The organism is Yoonia sp. 208BN28-4 (assembly GCF_037543925.1).
Lineage (GTDB): Bacteria > Pseudomonadota > Alphaproteobacteria > Rhodobacterales > Rhodobacteraceae > Yoonia.
Genome location: NZ_JBBIFY010000001.1, coordinates 749,574 through 765,919 on the forward strand (window position 1 = coordinate 749,574; position 16,346 = coordinate 765,919).

Here is a 16,346-nt window from a genome sequence, read left to right on the forward strand (position 1 = left end):
GTTGCCCTTGTTGTTGTTGTTCTGTGCGCTTGCGCAGTGGCGCGGCGCAGGTCGGCGGCGATCAAATGGCAAATTTAGCATTGGAGTAAATCACGTGGACACGATCAGGCTGGGGGATGGCACAACGCTAGATATCGCCGCCTATCCCTTGCCGGATGGTGTCGAGGATGTTGTGCTGAACCGAGGGCAGCTTGCGACTGCAATGAACGTTTCAGAGCAGACGATCACGAACTGGATGCGCGCTGGCTTGCCTCTTTTGTCGCAGGGTAGTAATGGCCAGTCATACGAGTTTCAGCTGGCACATTGTTACGCCTGGAGGATGCGGCGTGATGCAGATGAACGGGCGCGCCGCGCCAAAGGCGATGCGCAGGCGCAGCAGTTGGCGCTGACGTTTTTGAACCCGTCGGACATTGATGACGATGAGCCGTTTCTGACTGCGAAGCAGATCAAGGAATGGGCCGAGGCCGAGTATCAGCGCAACCGCGCCGCTGAACAGCGTGGCGATCTTGTTCGCGTCGATAGTGTCAAGCGCGTCATGGAGCAGCTGGTTGTCGACTTTTGTTCTGCGATCAATGTTCTGCCGGATTTTGCAGAACAGGAATTCGGTTTGTCTGCGGCGCAGGCGCAAGTGATGCAGCGTCGGTGCGATGGCGTGATCGAAGAAGCGGCTATGACAATCCAGCGGTCGGCGCTGGCGACAGGTAAAGTCGTTTCAATGACGTCCGGGCGTGACCCCGATGCGGCTGAAGCCTAATCGATGGTGACGATGTTCGACCAGGCGGGATCTGCGGGACAGCGGATCACAGAGCTACCGCCGTTTATCACTGCGCAAGATATCCTGGCGGATACGTTGCCGTTGATGCAACCGGTCAACCGCATGTCAGTCACAGACGCGGCTGAACGGTTCATTCGGGTGCAGAACGCGGGCGTCTGGCAACAGTTTGATCGCGAGGTGGCGCCATACATGGTCGAGCCAGCGGACACGACGCAGTCCCGGCTGTATCGTTGCGTGGCGCTGGTCGGGCCATCGCAATCGGGTAAAACTTTCATGCTGGTGACGACAGCATTGCATACTGTGACTTGCGATCCGGGTCCGGTGCAGATCATTCACATGACCAAAACGGACGCGGATGCGTGGGTCGAGGAAACGCTGAACCCGACGATCCAGAATAGTCCGTTGATCCTTGACCGGTTGGGTCGCGGTGCCGATGACAATACGTTTTCGCGTAAGCGCTTTAAAGGAATGCGGATCGCGATCGGCTATCCGGTCGCGAACCAGCTATCAAGCCGCAAACAGCGCATGGTGCTGCTGACCGACTATGACCACATGCCGCAACGGCTTGGCCCCAAAGACGAGCCGGAAGGGTCGCCGCACGGCATGGCCTTGCAGCGGATCAAGACGTTCATGAGCCGTGGCACGGTTCTGGTGGAAAGCACGCCAGCATTTAAGGTCACTGATCCGTCATGGCAGCCATCGAAGGCGGCGCCGCATGAAATGCCACCAGTCAAAGAGGGGATTGTGCGGATCTATAATCAGGGCACGCGCGGCCGTTGGATGTGGGAGTGCCGCGATTGTCAGGGCCTTTACGAGCCGCGATTTGATCGACTGGAATACGATCAGGATTTGAACCCGATGGATGCCGGCGCTGGTGCTGTGATGGTTTGTCCGCATTGTGGCAGCTGCACCGAACATAAGCACAAGCGTGAATTGAACCGCCGTGCGTTAAAGGATCACGGTGGATGGCTGCATGAGGGGCGCGGCGGTCAGCTGGTGCAGCTGGGCGACAGCGCGATCCGCGCGACCGACACTGCCAGCTATGCGCTGAACGGTGCAGCTGCGACCTTTTCTAATTGGGCCACGCTGGTCAGCACGTATGAAGGGGCGATGCAGCGGTTCAAGGAAGATGGCGACGAGCTGGGCTTGCGCCGTTTCTATTTCACCGATTGCGGTGTGCCATTCACATCGATGCATGATGTTGATGACGCCGAATTGACGATCGGGATGCTGAAAGAGGACCGCCACATTGTGCCGAAGGGCACGGCACCAGGCTGGACGCGGTTCATCACGATCACTGTCGATGTGCAGGGCACATATTTTCCGGTTCAGGCGACAGCCTGGGGTGCGCATGGTCGCCGCACGGTGATTGATCGCTTTGATCTGACGCAGCCACCGGATGGGTCCGAGCGCAAGTTGGAGCCGCACAAGTTTGTGTCGGACTGGGATGTTCTGATCGATTTGGGCGTTCGGTCCTATCCTGTCGAAGGGCAGCCGTATGGTTTGCAGGCCGTCGCGATCGCGGTCGACTTTCAGGGTCTGGCCGGGGTTTCGGACAACGCCGAAAAGTTCTGGCGCAAGCGCAGCAAGGCCGGCGACGGTGCACGTTGGTTTTTAAGCCGTGGTCATGGTGGCTTCAATCAGCGCGATCGGGTTTGGCACGAAGCGCCAGAGCGTGCATCGCAGGGCAAGGTCAAGCGCGGCATCAAGCTGCTGAACATGGCGACCGATCGCCTGAAGGACACTGTCATGGCGGCGCTAAACCGACCAGCGGATGCCGAGGCATCTTATCAGCTGCCGGAATGGATGAGCGATGACGCCATCAATGAATTTCTGGCCGAAGAACGTCAGGACAAAGGTTGGGACAAAAAGCCCGGCCGCAAGCGGAATGAAAGCCTCGACCTGTCGGTGCAGGCGCAGGCGCTGGCAGAACATAAGGGCTTGCGGCGCATCAATTGGGAAGCCCCGCCAGCCTGGGCTGTGGGTGGCGTCGGCAACACCTATGCGGTGCTGCAGTCGTCGTCTGACGATGTGGTGGCCGAGGTTGACAAGCCCGCGCCAAAGCCCGTCGCGGCAAAGTCGAAGCAATGGATCAAACCAAGGGACAACTGGCTATGAGCGCATATTCCACGAATGATCTGGCCGAACTGAAGGCGAATTATGCCAAGGGCATTTCAGAAATCTCGCGGGGTGATGAGCGCGTGAAATTTCGCAGCCTCGCCGAGATGGAGCGGGTCATCAATCGGGTTGAAGCGTCTTTGACCGGGACGAAGCGCACATCTGTTCGCTACCCCACTTTTGACAAGGGTCTATGATTGATGAACCTAATTGACCGCGCGATCGCTACATTTTCGCCCAAGGCTGCGCTGTCACGCGTTCAGGCCCGCCATCAGTTGAATGTTTTGATGAATTACGACGCGGCAACGACTGGTCGTCGTGGAGCCAGTTGGAGCCGGTCGCGGTCTGATGCCGACAGCGCCGCCGGTTTCGGTCGGCGTGATCGGATGGCGGCCGTATCGCACGACATGATCCGAAACACGCCGTTTGCCATATCGGGAAAACGCGTGATCACGTCCAGCGTCGTCGGTGACGGCATCATCCCGCGCATCAAGTGCAGTGACGATGAGGTCCAAAAGCGCGGTTTGCGCATGATCGAGCGCCATCTCGACACCACCGACATTGACGCGAATGGTCGTCAGAACCTTTACGGATTGCAGGAGCTGGCGCTTGGGACGGTGATTGACGCTGGCGAGGCGCTGATCGTTCGCCACGATTTGCCTCGTGCGTCTGGATTTGCGCTACCGTTTCAAATTCAGGTGATGGAGCCGGATCATCTGGACGACACCCGCGATGGTGTTTTCGGCGATGGGACGGAAATCCGGGACGGCATTGAATACGACGCTAATGGCGTGCGGTCGCATTACTGGATTTATCCACGGCATCCGGGGGCTGTTGCTGGTGGACCAGTGCGGTTGGGGCTGCAGTCGATGCGGGTGCCTGCCAGCAACGTCATTCACCTTTACCGGCAGGATCGTGCTGGGCAAATGCGCGGCGTGACCTGGTTCGCCCCTGTCACAGTCAAATTGCAGGACCTTGCGGACACTGAAGATGCACAGTTGATGCGGCAAAAGATTGCTGCGTGTTTTGCGGGTTTTCGCAAGAACGGTGACGAGCGGGGGCCGGGTGATCCAGAGTTCCCCACAAGTATCAGCCCCGGCGCGATCGTGGACACCTACGGATCGGAAGAGATTGAATTTAGCGACCCGCCCACGGTCGGCGATCTGGACCCTATGACAAAGCTGATCCTGCGCGCCGTGGCTGCTGGACTAGGCATCACCTACGAGGCGATGACCGGAGACTTGACGGGTGTGAATTTCACGTCAGGCCGCATGGGCCGGATGACGATGAAATCCAATGTCACAGGCTGGCAGTGGAAGATGATGATCCCGATCATGATGCAACCCTTGGCCGGCTGGTTCAAAGATGCATGGGCGCAGGTCGATCTGGCGCACAGCGTCGAAATTAGAAACTGCACGATGACCTGGACGCCGCCGGCGTTGCCTCTTGTCGATCCGACGCGTGAAATTCCGATGTTGGCGAAGAAAGTGCGCGCTGGTTTTGCATCGCGTCCTGGCGTGATCCGCGAATTGGGCGAGGATCCAGAACGGATCACGCAAGACATCATCGATGACGCCGCCGAGGTCGATCAGTCACATCTGGTCTTTGATAGCGATGCCCGCCGGGTCAGCGCGTCGGGATCTGTGAACGCCACGGTGGATTTTTCCGAAACGCCAGAAAACAGGACAACCAAAGATGAAGAATGAAATTTACCTCTACGGATCGGTCGGTGCCGACTTTTGGGATGAGGACTTTTTCACAGCCCGTGACGTGATCGATCAACTGGCCGACATGACTGGTGATATCACTGTGCGCATCAATTCTGGCGGCGGTATCGCAACCGAAGGTCAGGCAATCTTTAACCATTTGCGCGATTATGACGGTCAGGTGGATGTTGTCATTGATGGCGCGGCCGCATCTGCTGCCAGCCTGATTGCAATGGCCGGCGACACGATCACCATGCGGTCGGGATCCTGGATGATGATCCACGATCCGGCGCAGTGGATGATTGAAGGTCGCGGCACTGAAGATGATCATCTGCGCGCCGCTAGCGGTTTGCGCGTGGCTGCGAATGCCTACGCCAAGGTGTATGCCGCCCGCGCGGAAATTACGGTCGATGAAGCCCGCCAGATCATGAAAGATGAAACCTGGTATGAAGGCGAGGCAGCCGTCGCGGCGGGTTTTGCCACGCACCACGAGGATCAGGCCGCAACGGTCGCGGCGGTCTTTGATTATGGCATGTATGCCCACGCGCCCGATGGGCTGGCATCATCCACAATCCCGCAACAATCACGCAAATCTAAACCGGCCATTTTGGCCATGATGGCGGGTCAGACCGCTCCCAAGCAGAAAGGTAAGACCATGCCAAAACAGACAATGGCCGATGATCAAACTGACAAAGACGTCAAGGCGATGGAAGAGGACGAGGACGAAACGACGACTGCGGCCGGCGCTGTCGATGACGATGAAGGCGATGACAAAACCACCGCTGCTGATGATCAGGATCAGACAGACGATGAGGACGACGAAACGCCGGTTGCTGCACAGATTGTGCAGCTTGGTATCACTCTGGATCGGCCTGCCGGTGAGGCCGCAGAGCTGATCGCAAGCGGTGCGACCCTGGCACATGCCGCAGATCACTGGAACGCTCAAAAACGGAAGGAAAACCCAATGAGCCGTAACACAACGCGCGGGGCGGCAACGGCGAAAAGCCAGCAGCCCACAGACGCCCGCGACAAGTTCAAGGCCGGTGCCGCAATGGCCCTGATGGCTAAGGTCGGCATCGACGGCGGTGAACGCAACGAGTTCAGTTCGATGTCGCTGTCTGAAATGGCGCGCCACGCCATTGAGATGACGGGCCATCGCGGTGGCTTTAATGACCGCCTGCAGATGATCGGTCACGCGTTCACGATGGAAGGCACGCACACCACATCCGACTTTGCCAATGTGCTGAGCAACGTCATGGGTAAGGCCGCTTTGCTGGGCTATGAAGAGGCCGAGGAAACCTTCCCGATTTGGACCAGCACGGGCCAGCTGACCAATTTCCAGCCCAGCAAGCGCGTCGGTCTGGATGTCTTTTCGGCCCTGCCAAAGGTCGAAGAGGGTGCGGATTATACCTACGGCACGTTCGGAGATCGCGGCGAAAACATCACGCTGGCGACCTATGGCAAGCTGCTGCGCATCAGCCGTCAGGCGATCATCAATGATGATCTGTCCATTCTGGGCACCGCACCACGCCGCATGGGCCGCGCGGCCAAGCGCACGATCGGCAATCTGGTTTATGCCGTGCTGACAGGCAATCCGGCAATGTCGGACGGCAAAGCGCTTTTCCACGCCAGCCGTTCAAACCTCGCCACTGGTGCGGGTTCCGTGTTGGGCGTTGACAGCCTTTCAACCGGTGAGGCGGCAATGATGACGCAGAAAGATGGCGCGGCGAAAGATGCATCGGTGCTGAACATCCAGCCCGCATATCTGATCGTGCCGGCTGCCCTGAAGCGCAGCGCGAAAACGCTGATGGAAAGCGCTGTCGATCCGCGTGATGCGAAGGGCCACAGCAATAACCCGGTGTCCGGTATGGCCGAGGTTGTCGCGGACGGACGTTTGGATGCGGCATCGAAAACAGCCTGGTATCTGGCCGGTTCGCCATCATCCACCGACACGATCGAGGTCGCCTATCTGGACGGCAATGATGCGCCATATCTGGAAGAGCAGACGGCGTGGCACAGCGATGGTGTCGAGATGAAGGTGCGCATCGATGCCGGTGTCGCACCGCTTGGCCCGAAGGCGCTTTACAAAGCCAACGGCGCGTAATCCGCAAACCACAGATTGAGCGATTGACCAGCGGGCTGCCATTTGGCGGCCCGTGGTCGTTTCAGGTGCCGGCATGACGCTTGGCAAAAAACAGAGGATGAAACGATGAAAAACTATGTGAATGAGGGCAAGGCGATCACCGTCACCGCAGCAGCTGCTGTCGCGTCCGGTGCGGGTGTGCTGGCTGGCGCACTTTTCGGGGTGGCGCAGGGTGACGCAGAGGCGGGTGAGCCGCTTGTGCTGGTCCGCTGTGGCCAGTTTGATCTTGCCAAGACATCGGCGCAGGCGTGGACGGTTGGGGCAAAACTCTACTGGGACAACAGCAACAATGTCGTGACAACCGCCGCGTCTGGCAACACCTTGATCGGTTGCGCCGGTGCTGCTGCGGCTAACCCGTCTGCGACAGGCACGGTCATTCTTGACGGTGCTGTGCGCTAACCATGAGCCTGTTTCGCGGGATGGGGTCACTGTCGGTTGGCGTGTTTGGCGCGACTGTGTCGGTGATCCCTCATGGCGGCGTGGCGCGAAATATCCGCGCCACGTTTCGCGAACAGCCAGAGGCAATCGTTTTGCCCGATGGTCTTGAAACCATCACGGTGATGCCGACGCTGTCAGGTGTCGCGTCTGACGTGCGCGATCTTATCCCTGACGGGGTGGTCGATCCTGGCAACGGCAAAACATACCGCTGCATCGCGCCGATGACTTCGGGCAGCCCGGCTGCGGATGCCCTGATTAAAATCCAGTTGGAGCGCATCTGATGCATATCCTGAAAGCCTTGCGGCTACGCTTGGTCGCCGTCTTGTCTGATGCTGCCATCAGCGTGGATGTTGATGGTGTCGCGACAATTGTCACGGTCGCCACAAATCCACCATCAAGCGGCTGGCAGGATGATGATAAACTGCCGGGCGTCTACTGCTTTGTGCAGGACGATGAAATCAAGCCGGCCACGTTCAAGTCGGATGACCATTTGATTAAGATTGACCTTGTCATGCAGGCCAAGGGTGGCCGCGATGCGGCGGTTGACCAGTTGGACGATATGCAGCTGCCGATCGAGCAGGCTTTAGCTGTCGAGCCAACGCTCGGCGGTCTGTGCATTTCGCTGCGCGCTGCGCGATCGCGCATCCAGCTGCAACAGGGCGAGGTCGTCTTTGGCGCACGGGTCCTGACTTATGAGGCAAAGATCGATGCGCTGCGGGCTGATCCTTCAATTTCCTGAAATTTTCCACCCGGCGCTGCCGGATAACCTTGCGAGGACGATAAAATGAGCAATGCAATTTCCGGTTTTGGTATCGAATACAAAATCGATACCTCTGCCAGCCCTGGCACCCACGTAGCTGTCGCGGAACTGGCCGATCTGGGTGATCCCCCAGGGGATACCGTGGATGATATTGAGGTCACACACCACAAATCGCCTGGACGCCGCAAGGAGTTCATCGCGGGTTTGACTGATGGTGGCGAGGCGGTCTTTATGATCAACTGGGTGCCTGGTGATGGCACTGATGTGAAGCTGCAGGATCTGCGCGCGACATCCGAGGTCCGCAGCCACCAGATTGTCTGGCCTAACAACTATGCGTGGACGTTCAGTGGCTATATCAAAAGCCTCAAGCCGGCAGCGCCCATTAACGATCGTATGACGCTGGCTGTGACGGTTAAAGTCACAGGTAGCACGGCGATGGCGGCGGGTGCGTAATATGGGAAACGCGGCAAAAGGTGTTGTTTCGGTAGAGGTCGAAGGCGAAAAGCTGGACCTGTGTCTGGACATGAACGCGATTTGCGAGATTGAAGATCTGTATGCCATGGACATTCAGACATTCATGAAGCTGATCGATCAAGGGGCCAAGACGGAACGCTTGAGCCTGAAGGATCTGCGCGCGCTTTTGTGGGCGTCGATGCTGCGGTCTGACCCGAAGGCCACGCTGGTGTCAGCCGGCAACGTCGCGCAGGCGCTTGGGTCTGATCTGGTCGAGGTGATCGGCAAGCTGATCGCTGAAAGCGGTCTTTTCGATGCGCCGGATGATGGGGCCGCAGCGGTGGGAAACGGCAAGAAGGCGAAGCCGAAGGCAAAGCCAGCGGCGTAACCGACTGGCATCACGCGTGGTGTCGCGCAGGATTTGACCCGGATGCGTTCTGGTTCAAATCCCCGCGCGAGGTCACGCGCTGTCTGCGGGCCGCTACGGATCGCGAGGCCGATCAAATGATGGTTGTTCGGGCCGCGGCCTGGCTGACTGCTGGTCTGCATCGCACGCCGAAGCTGCCCGATTTCCAGACATTTGTCGGCGTCAAAGCCGCAGACACATCCCCCACACCAGACACGTTGTTGCAAAAGGCGATGGCGATGCACGTTTACCTGAAAGGTCTAGAGCATGATCGGAAACATCGGGAAGCTGTGGGTCAGCCTGGGGCTAAAGGATCGTGACCTTCGGAATGGTCTGAAGTCTAACGAGCGCTTGCTGGCTGGCTTTGGCCGCAGGCTGGCAATCGTCGGTGCAGCGGCTGGTGCGGCGGCCGCTGGCGGGCTTGCCGTGCTAGGGCGGCAGAGCCTGTCGCAGATTGACAACCTGTCCAAGCTGGCGCGGGATCTGGGCACGACAACCGCATCGATGCAGATCATGGAGCGCGCGGGCGATCTGGCGGGTGTCGGCATGTCCGGCATCGCGCAGGCGACAAAGGACCTGACCCGCCGTCTGTCACAGGCCGCTGACGGGACGGGGCCTGCCGTCACAGCGCTGCAGCGGTTGAACCTGACAGCCGAGGAACTGATGGCGATGCCGTTGGATCAGCGGATCGCCACCATTAACGGGCGCATCGATGAATTTGTGCCGGCGGCCGCGCGCGCCGCTGTCGCCGGGCAGTTGTTTGGCGAGGAAGGATCGATCGCAATGGCGCGCCTCGACAGCACAGTGCTGTCGCAGGCGGTAGCTGATGTCGAACGGTTTGGTGTTGCCGTGTCCGATGTGGATGCCGCGCAGATCGAGCGGACAAACGATGCGATGTCGCGCCTATCGCTGATCGGGACGGGGCTTGGCAATCAGATTGCGGTGGCTGTTGCGCCGGCGCTTGAGCGGATGGCGGGGTGGCTTGGCGATATCGCCCAGATCGGCGGGCCTGTGAATACAGCAATCAATCTGATCGCGGGAAATCTTGACCGGCTGGCTGTTTACGCGGGTGTTGCGGCGACAGTTATCGGTGTTCGATATGTTGCAGCGGTTACAGTTGCTGCTGCCCGCACCCTTACATTCGCCACCTCATTGCGTGTTTTGCGCGCCGCTTTGATTCGAACTGGTATCGGCGCGCTGATTGTACTTGCGGGCGAGCTTGTCTTGGCTCTTGACCGCGGGATCAAAAAAGTTGGGGGATTTGGGGCTTCGCTTGCTTTGTTGAAAGATGTGGCAATCGAGGTATGGGACCGGATCAAGACCGGCTTTATGATAATTCCAGCGGCGATCAGTGTCGGGTCGGCAAAGATGCAGTCTTTCTTTGTGACGGCCATTGGCACGATGGCGTCAAAGTTCGTCGAATTTACGTGGTCAGTTGCCGAAGGTCTGAACGGACTTTTCGGAACCGATCTAAGCGGTGCGTCTGCCGTGTTTGTTCAGGATCTAAACCGCGCAGCTATTGCAGCCGATGGTGTGGTCGCGTCACGTAGTGCTGCGTTGTCCAGCTTGGCGGCGCAGGCGTCCGCGCCGTTGACGAGCTTGGCTGCGTTGCGTGCGGCCACGGCTGAAACTGCGTCAGAGACCGATAATCTGACAGCATCAGTCGATGCAGTGAACGATGCGTTCGAGGATACGGGTGGCGCTGGTGGCGGTGCCGGATCGGGGGGTGGCGGCGCGGCGGGCGATGCTGCGGCCGGTATTTCGGCTGTCGGCGATGCTGCTGTCCAGACCGACAGCCGTTTGTCTGATTTGAAGTCGTCTTTCAGTGGCGTGTTTGATGGTCTGATCGCACAGGGTAAAGGGTTGCGTGGTGTCCTGTCTGATCTGGCGTCCGATTTTGCCCGCATGGCCAGCAATGCTGCATTCAACACGTTCTGGATGGGTGGCAGCCAGACCGAAGGTCAGGCGGGCCTGTCTGGGCTGCTGGCGTCTGCGCTGCCAGCTTTGCCTGGCTTTGCAAACGGCACAAACTACGCGCCTGGCGGTTGGGCGCGGATAAATGAGCGGGGCGGCGAGATCGTAAACCTGCCGAACGGCAGTCAGGTCATCCCGCACCAGATGTCTAAGGACATGATGGCGGGTGGCGCTGTGAGTGAAACACGCCACTATCACATCAATGCTCAGCACGCGCAGGTTGGCGTAGCTGACCAGATTGTCGGTGCGCTTAAGGCTTACGATCAGAAGATGCCGGAACGGCAGCAGCAAATCACAACTGACAAGAGGTTCCGCTAATGCCGCAGGCGTTCCCAATGACTTTGGCGGATTTTGCCGGTGTGCTGCATGTCTATGACGCCAAGTTTTATCTTGGCGACGTGCGTGCATTGGACAGCACAGCTGGTGGTGATCAGGTGCCATCGACAGGTCGCGCCCGTTTGTGGCGTGGGTCGTTTTCTCTGGTCGCTGCGTATCATGCAGACGCGCAGGAAATTGATGCGGCGCTTGATTTGTTGACGCAGCCGGGTGCGTCGTTTCTAGTTGCGCCAACTGAACGTGATGGGCCGTCCAGCGATCCCGATGGCGCAATTCTGTCAGCGTCGGTCCCGACTATTTCGGCAATCAGCAGCGATAATCGCGAAATCGCATTATCGGGCCTGCCATCGGGCTACCAGCTGCGTCGAGGGGATATGTTGTCGTTTCAGTACGGGGCTAATCCGGTGCGTTATGCATTTCATCGGGTCTGGTCGCCGCGTGTAGCATCGGGTGCGGGTGCGATGTCGAACATTGAGCTGACATCACCTGTGCGCGCGGGTGCGGCGTCAGGTGTAGCGGTCAAGTTGGTGCGGCCCGAATTAAAGGCGGTCATCACACAGGGTGGCGCAGAGCGCGGCACGATCGGCAATTTGATCCGCACTGGCGTGTCTTTGTCCTGGGAGCAAACGCTGCGATGACTTTACCGTCTGCGATCGAAACGCACCTTGCCAAGCGCGAGGGGCACGATGCCCGCTGGGCGTTGTGGTGTGATGCGGTGAACAAGCAGACCGGCGCGAGCGAGCCGTTTGGCATCTGGTCTGGCGACGACCATCAGGAAATCACGATCAACGGCCACACGCGCCTGTTTGCGGGCGCACAACACTATTTCAAGCCGGACGCCATCAAGCGGCCGACAGGTATCGTCGTGCAGTCACAGTCGATTTCGCTGAACGGGATGACGCCAGAGGTTTATCGTCTGACCCGCGCCTTTGATCTGGCTGGCCAGCGCGCTGATCTTTATCTGGTGCTGCTAAATCCGCTGTCGGGCAACCTGATCGGGTATCGGCGCGAATTCAAAGGATATGTGAATGCAGCGCCAGAGGATGTGCCGGCCAACAATGGCCGCGTCACAGCCGCACTGTCGCTTGTGTCGCATTTTCGCGATCTGACCTACACGCCGAACCTGTACAAATCCAACGCCGCGCAGTCCGCCCTGTCGGGGGATACTGCGCGGCGCGATGCGACGTTGACGCGCGCGCAGGATATGCCGTGGGGTGTTTACTGATGCAGCGCTTCCCAGACTGGCAGGCGCGCCTGAAGGCTTACATCAAGGCGCAGGCGGGTGTGCCGTTTCAATTTGGCAAGCTGGATGGCGCGATGTTTGCGGCGGGGTGTATTGAAGCGATGACCGGTGTCGATCTGGCGCGAGGCTATCGCGGATATCGCACGGCGGCGGGCGGGATACGCAAGTGCCGTGCAAAGGGCCACGACAGCCTTGTCGGGCCGTTTGCGCATCTGCCGGAAATTGCACCACTGGCGGCACAGGCTGGTGATCTGGTTGTCCTGGACGGGCCTGATGGTCTGTGCATGGGCGTGGCGCAAGGTGCATTCATTATGGGGGTTGATCGGCAGCAGGGCGTCGGACCGTTGTCAAATCCCGTCATCGTTCGTGCATTCAAGGTGGGTTCCTAAATGGCTGGTATTGTTTCGGGCGCGATCGTCAATGCACTTGGCGGTGCGGCCGCGCTTGGCACCATCGGCGTCGGGTTGGTTCAGGTCGGTGTCGGTCTGGGCTTCAGCGCCCTTGCGCAGGCGTTGCAAGCGCCCGCCAATACCAACGCAAAACCACCCGGCATCCAGACCCAGACCACAACGCGCGGCGAAACTATCGGCCAGACCTTTATCGTCGGTCGGTACGCAACAAACGGGCACCGCGAAGGCATCCTGTATTCGCATCGCCGTGACGGCAAATCCGGTCCGGGATCGATGCGCACGGGTGTTTACAGCCTGTCGGATATGCCGCTGGCCATGCAGGATTTGCGGACTGTGATTGTGGACGGCACCCGCGTGTCGCTGACGAACGGTGATGTGGATCCAGACTATGGTGTCACGCCAGCTGGTGGGCAGTACGCCGGCCGCATCTATTTCAAGTATTATGACGGCACGCAGACCGCTGCCGATCCGATGATGCTGGATAAGTACGGCAACAATGACGAATTCCCCTGGCTATCCACCCATATTTTCCGCGACACCGCCTATGTGATCGTGTCGCAGGTCTTTGACCGCGAGGTGTTTAAATCGCAGGAAACCGATCTGCGCTTTATCATCGACGCGGGAATTCCGCTGTACGATATCAGCATGGACAGCACCGCTGGCGGTATCGGTCCGCAGCGATGGGATGATCGCACAACGTGGCAGCCGTCATCGAACCCGAAGGTGATCCAGTACAATGTGCATCGCGGCATCACCGTCAAAGGCGGGTATCGCTACGGCGGTCGCGCGGATGCCGAAGATCTGCCGGCCGCCAACTGGATCCCCGCGATCGTGGCCTGCTATCAGCCGCGCAGTTCGCTGTTTCTGGATCCATTCACGGGCGAGGAATACTATCGCGACTACAATGTCGGCGATAATCCAAACGAATTTCGCATTCATCGTTTCCAGATGGGTTTCGAGATCAATCTGGCGTCAACCGATCAAGGTGGCACAGAACCCGCGGAATTGATCGAAATGTGCGATCTGGTCTGTGGCGGCGCGACTGTTGATGTCGGTGGCACGGTGCTGACCCGCGTGGGCCTGCCGCAGTTGCCGTCACGGTTCATCACTGATCGCGATATCTATGTGACGCGGTCGCAGGGCTATGATCCGTTTCCCAGCCTCGACAGCATGATCAATGCGGTGACTGCATCCTATCCATCGCTGGCCGACAACTTTGAACCGCGAGAGGCGGTGCCGTTTCGCGATGCCGGCGCCGAGGCCCGCCACGGCCGTTACAAAGCGGCCAACCTGAATTTGTCTGGCGTGACGAACGAAACGCAGGCGCAGGATCTGATGCAGGGTTATCTGACCGACGCGCAGCGCCTGGTGCGTCACACCATCACCGTGCCGCCCGCCTATCTGGCGGTCAATCCGCTAGAGGCCATCGACTGGGCCAGTGATTACAACGGATACGCCGGCAAGGACTTTGACGTGGCCGAGGTCGCGATCGATCCTGAAACCCTATCGGTGACTTTTGCCCTGCGCGAGATTGACCCGACAGATATGTCGCTGGTTGAAAGCGCCGAAGTGCCAGTGACTGCGCCATCGACGGTGCCGATTGTCTATGCGCCAGAGGCTGTGCCGGGGTGGGATGCGATCGGCGGGTTCGTGGCGGATAGCCAAGGCGCACCGCGCCGCCCGTGCGGTATCCTGTCGTGGTCCGAGCTTGAGCCGGATATCACGGGCATTCAGTATCGCATCTATGTCGCGGCCACTGGTGAGCTAGTCGAGCAGGGTACGATTTCAGACACTGCGGCCCGCCAGCACATCGCCCGCGCCGCCAATTTTCCCGCAACCGATTATGAGGCCGAAGGCCGTTTGATCGCGGATCGCCCGACCGAGTGGACGGCGCGCGTGGCCTTCACTACGCCTGCCGTAGGCTTCACGCAGACCGATTTTGATGCATCGGTGCAGCGCACGCTGGATCAGGTCGGTGATGTGACCAGCGAGGTCGCAGCGCAGGGGCGGCAGTCGCTGGAAGATATCATCGCGCAGACCGAAGCGCTGGTGACCGATTTCGATCTGGCCGAAATTGACCGTGACGGCTTGGCCCGTGAAATCGAGGACCGCCGCGCCGATCGCGAGGCGCTGATCGCTGTGGCGGATAACCTGCGCGCATCGCTGCAGGACACGCAGGCGCAGATCGCCGCAGTGCAGGAAGTGCTTGTGAAGGCGGACAGCGCCGAAGCGCGCCAACGCAATCAGATCGCAGCTGCGATTGCCGATCCTGACACCGGCCTGCCGGGATCGTTTGCGGCGATCGATATCGAGCGGGTTGCCCGTGTCGCTGCCGATGAGGCCGAAGCCGAAGCGCGACAGCAGCTGGCGGTGGCGATCGCGGACCCTGTCACCGGCCTGACGGCGATCGCGGCATCGGTCACGCAAGAAGCGGGTGCGCGGGCGGCGGGTGATGCGGCCGAAGCGCTGGCGCGACAGGCGCTGGCGTCTGTCGTCAATGATCCGGCGACTGGCCTTGCCGCCACCAGCGCTGCTGTCAGTCAAGAGGCGCAGACGCGGGCGAATGCTGACAGTGCGCAGGCAAGCACGATAAACGCGCTGACAGGCCGCGTGGATGATGCAGAGGGTGACATCACCAGCCTGCAGACAGTCAAGGTCGATGGCGATGGCGCTGTGGCTGCGGTTGATCAGGAAATCAGTGCCACCTATGGCAGCATCGGTGCGATGGCGCTGGAAACGGCGTTTGCGGTCGCGGGTGTCGAGGGTGTGCAGTCCGGTTTCATCTGGCGCGCCCGCGCGGGCGGCGCGTCTGGCGAGGTAGAACTGGTCGCTGCCAATAATCCCATTGGCGGCAACAGCTCGCAATTCACCGTGAATGCGGATCGTTTCCGGTTTTTGGGCGGCCTGTCTATGTTCGGAGGTGTTTTGCAGTCCACCAACTACGCAACCGGTGTCAGTGGCTGGCGGATCACCGAAAGCGGCGACATCGAGGCGGACAGTCTGACCGTCCGGCGCGAGATGATCGTGCAAGGCGCGGTGTCTGGGGCGGTCACTGAAAAACAGCCTGACGGAAGTGAGAATATTAGGGAAACAAGTGGCCCAACCAGTGAGATTGTCACGGGTGAAGCGTCATTTTCTGCGGGCCGTTTCCTAGACTGGATTATCCAGGGTGGCGAGGTCAGAAACCCTATCAAGGTCAACGCGACAGGCTTTTGTAGGCCATACATTATCGGGTCTGATGGTGCGGCCGGCGCGTATTATTTCATGGTGTTTGATGTGGAATACAAGGTGGGTTCCACGTGGTACGCGCTGGTGAACCGCGTTCACTATGCCAACATCGATAACCCTGGCGCGCCATTTACATTTACGATTGTCGTCGATGACGATGTGTCTTTGACACATGACCCTGACCAGTGGGTCGGTCTGCGACTGAAGGCCAGTATTTCCAACATTCTGAATGATCCAGGCAGGGAGCTGGCTTGGGAAATTCAGGGCTGTGTTCTGTTTGTCGAGCAAATCAACCGCTGACCTAAAAAACATCCACCACCATCACCGATGGCCCTGCGTTTGCGGGGACTGACGTG

Annotated in this window: 15 protein-coding genes; all 15 read left to right on the top strand. The window is 59.3% G+C overall.

Features of this window, described 5'->3' with window-relative positions:
* The first annotated feature begins 94 nt into the window (after positions 1 to 94).
* The 15 genes from V8J84_RS03845 to V8J84_RS03915 all read left to right on the top strand — a co-directional run bounded on the left by V8J84_RS03845 (position 95) and on the right by V8J84_RS03915 (position 16,290).
* On the top strand, positions 95 to 754 hold the full coding sequence (locus V8J84_RS03845; protein ID WP_339928282.1) for a terminase small subunit: 660 nt from the start codon (positions 95 to 97) through the stop codon (positions 752 to 754).
* A 12-nt stretch (positions 755 to 766) separates the two neighbouring features.
* On the top strand, positions 767 to 2,893 hold the full coding sequence (locus V8J84_RS03850; RefSeq protein ID WP_339928284.1) for a terminase gpA endonuclease subunit: 2,127 nt from the start codon (positions 767 to 769) through the stop codon (positions 2,891 to 2,893).
* The gene (locus V8J84_RS03855; RefSeq protein ID WP_339928287.1) at positions 2,890 to 3,090 is read left to right on the top strand and encodes a phage head-tail joining protein; all 201 of its coding nucleotides are present in this window, start codon (positions 2,890 to 2,892) and stop codon (positions 3,088 to 3,090) included. The genes V8J84_RS03850 and V8J84_RS03855 overlap by 4 nt, the downstream gene beginning before the upstream one ends.
* Before the next feature lie 3 nt (positions 3,091 to 3,093).
* Positions 3,094 to 4,599 (top strand): phage portal protein, encoded by a 1,506-nt coding sequence (locus tag V8J84_RS03860; RefSeq protein WP_339928289.1) that lies wholly within the window; start codon positions 3,094 to 3,096, stop codon positions 4,597 to 4,599.
* Positions 4,589 to 6,703, top strand: coding sequence for a ClpP-like prohead protease/major capsid protein fusion protein (locus V8J84_RS03865; RefSeq protein WP_339928291.1), 2,115 nt, complete (start codon positions 4,589 to 4,591; stop codon positions 6,701 to 6,703). Before V8J84_RS03860 ends, V8J84_RS03865 begins: the two co-directional genes overlap by 11 nt.
* 105 nt (positions 6,704 to 6,808) lie before the next feature.
* The gene (locus tag V8J84_RS03870; RefSeq protein ID WP_339928293.1) at positions 6,809 to 7,141 is read left to right on the top strand and encodes a DUF2190 family protein; all 333 of its coding nucleotides are present in this window, start codon (positions 6,809 to 6,811) and stop codon (positions 7,139 to 7,141) included.
* 2 nt (positions 7,142 to 7,143) lie between these two features.
* Positions 7,144 to 7,461: a head-tail joining protein gene (locus V8J84_RS03875; protein ID WP_339928295.1), complete on the top strand. Its 318-nt coding sequence runs from the start codon at positions 7,144 to 7,146 to the stop codon at positions 7,459 to 7,461.
* Positions 7,461 to 7,919, top strand: coding sequence for a hypothetical protein (locus tag V8J84_RS03880; RefSeq protein WP_339928297.1), 459 nt, complete (start codon positions 7,461 to 7,463; stop codon positions 7,917 to 7,919). Before V8J84_RS03875 ends, V8J84_RS03880 begins: the two co-directional genes overlap by 1 nt.
* Before the next feature lie 45 nt (positions 7,920 to 7,964).
* Positions 7,965 to 8,393 (top strand): phage tail tube protein, encoded by a 429-nt coding sequence (locus V8J84_RS03885; RefSeq protein WP_339928298.1) that lies wholly within the window; start codon positions 7,965 to 7,967, stop codon positions 8,391 to 8,393.
* A gap of 1 nt (position 8,394) precedes the next feature.
* On the top strand, positions 8,395 to 8,781 hold the full coding sequence (locus tag V8J84_RS03890; protein ID WP_339928299.1) for a hypothetical protein: 387 nt from the start codon (positions 8,395 to 8,397) through the stop codon (positions 8,779 to 8,781).
* Positions 8,782 to 9,066: 285 nt separating this feature from the next.
* Positions 9,067 to 11,091 (top strand): phage tail tape measure protein, encoded by a 2,025-nt coding sequence (locus V8J84_RS03895; RefSeq protein WP_339928300.1) that lies wholly within the window; start codon positions 9,067 to 9,069, stop codon positions 11,089 to 11,091.
* Positions 11,091 to 11,747 (top strand): hypothetical protein, encoded by a 657-nt coding sequence (locus V8J84_RS03900; protein WP_339928301.1) that lies wholly within the window; start codon positions 11,091 to 11,093, stop codon positions 11,745 to 11,747. The genes V8J84_RS03895 and V8J84_RS03900 overlap by 1 nt, the downstream gene beginning before the upstream one ends.
* Positions 11,744 to 12,334, top strand: a complete 591-nt coding sequence (locus V8J84_RS03905; RefSeq protein ID WP_339928302.1) for a hypothetical protein — start codon at positions 11,744 to 11,746, stop codon at positions 12,332 to 12,334. Before V8J84_RS03900 ends, V8J84_RS03905 begins: the two co-directional genes overlap by 4 nt.
* Complete coding sequence (locus V8J84_RS03910) at positions 12,334 to 12,741, top strand: DUF6950 family protein (protein WP_339928303.1); 408 nt, start codon at positions 12,334 to 12,336, stop codon at positions 12,739 to 12,741. Before V8J84_RS03905 ends, V8J84_RS03910 begins: the two co-directional genes overlap by 1 nt.
* Positions 12,742 to 16,290: a hypothetical protein gene (locus V8J84_RS03915; RefSeq protein ID WP_339928304.1), complete on the top strand. Its 3,549-nt coding sequence runs from the start codon at positions 12,742 to 12,744 to the stop codon at positions 16,288 to 16,290. It begins immediately after the preceding gene.
* The last annotated feature ends 56 nt before the right edge of the window (positions 16,291 to 16,346 follow it).

Bases quoted from the DNA above. Each gene is read 5' to 3' on its own strand.
- V8J84_RS03850 (WP_339928284.1), top strand. From the start codon at position 767: ATGTTCGACCAGGCGGGATCTGCGGGACAGCGGATCACAGAGCTACCG.
- V8J84_RS03855 (WP_339928287.1), top strand. From the start codon at position 2,890: ATGAGCGCATATTCCACGAATGATCTGGCCGAACTGAAGGCGAATTAT.
- V8J84_RS03860 (WP_339928289.1), top strand. From the start codon at position 3,094: ATGAACCTAATTGACCGCGCGATCGCTACATTTTCGCCCAAGGCTGCG.
- V8J84_RS03865 (WP_339928291.1), top strand. From the start codon at position 4,589: ATGAAGAATGAAATTTACCTCTACGGATCGGTCGGTGCCGACTTTTGG.
- V8J84_RS03870 (WP_339928293.1), top strand. From the start codon at position 6,809: ATGAAAAACTATGTGAATGAGGGCAAGGCGATCACCGTCACCGCAGCA.
- V8J84_RS03875 (WP_339928295.1), top strand. From the start codon at position 7,144: ATGAGCCTGTTTCGCGGGATGGGGTCACTGTCGGTTGGCGTGTTTGGC.
- V8J84_RS03880 (WP_339928297.1), top strand. From the start codon at position 7,461: ATGCATATCCTGAAAGCCTTGCGGCTACGCTTGGTCGCCGTCTTGTCT.
- V8J84_RS03885 (WP_339928298.1), top strand. From the start codon at position 7,965: ATGAGCAATGCAATTTCCGGTTTTGGTATCGAATACAAAATCGATACC.
- V8J84_RS03890 (WP_339928299.1), top strand. From the start codon at position 8,395: ATGGGAAACGCGGCAAAAGGTGTTGTTTCGGTAGAGGTCGAAGGCGAA.
- V8J84_RS03895 (WP_339928300.1), top strand. From the start codon at position 9,067: ATGATCGGAAACATCGGGAAGCTGTGGGTCAGCCTGGGGCTAAAGGAT.
- V8J84_RS03900 (WP_339928301.1), top strand. From the start codon at position 11,091: ATGCCGCAGGCGTTCCCAATGACTTTGGCGGATTTTGCCGGTGTGCTG.
- V8J84_RS03905 (WP_339928302.1), top strand. From the start codon at position 11,744: ATGACTTTACCGTCTGCGATCGAAACGCACCTTGCCAAGCGCGAGGGG.
- V8J84_RS03910 (WP_339928303.1), top strand. From the start codon at position 12,334: ATGCAGCGCTTCCCAGACTGGCAGGCGCGCCTGAAGGCTTACATCAAG.
- V8J84_RS03915 (WP_339928304.1), top strand. From the start codon at position 12,742: ATGGCTGGTATTGTTTCGGGCGCGATCGTCAATGCACTTGGCGGTGCG.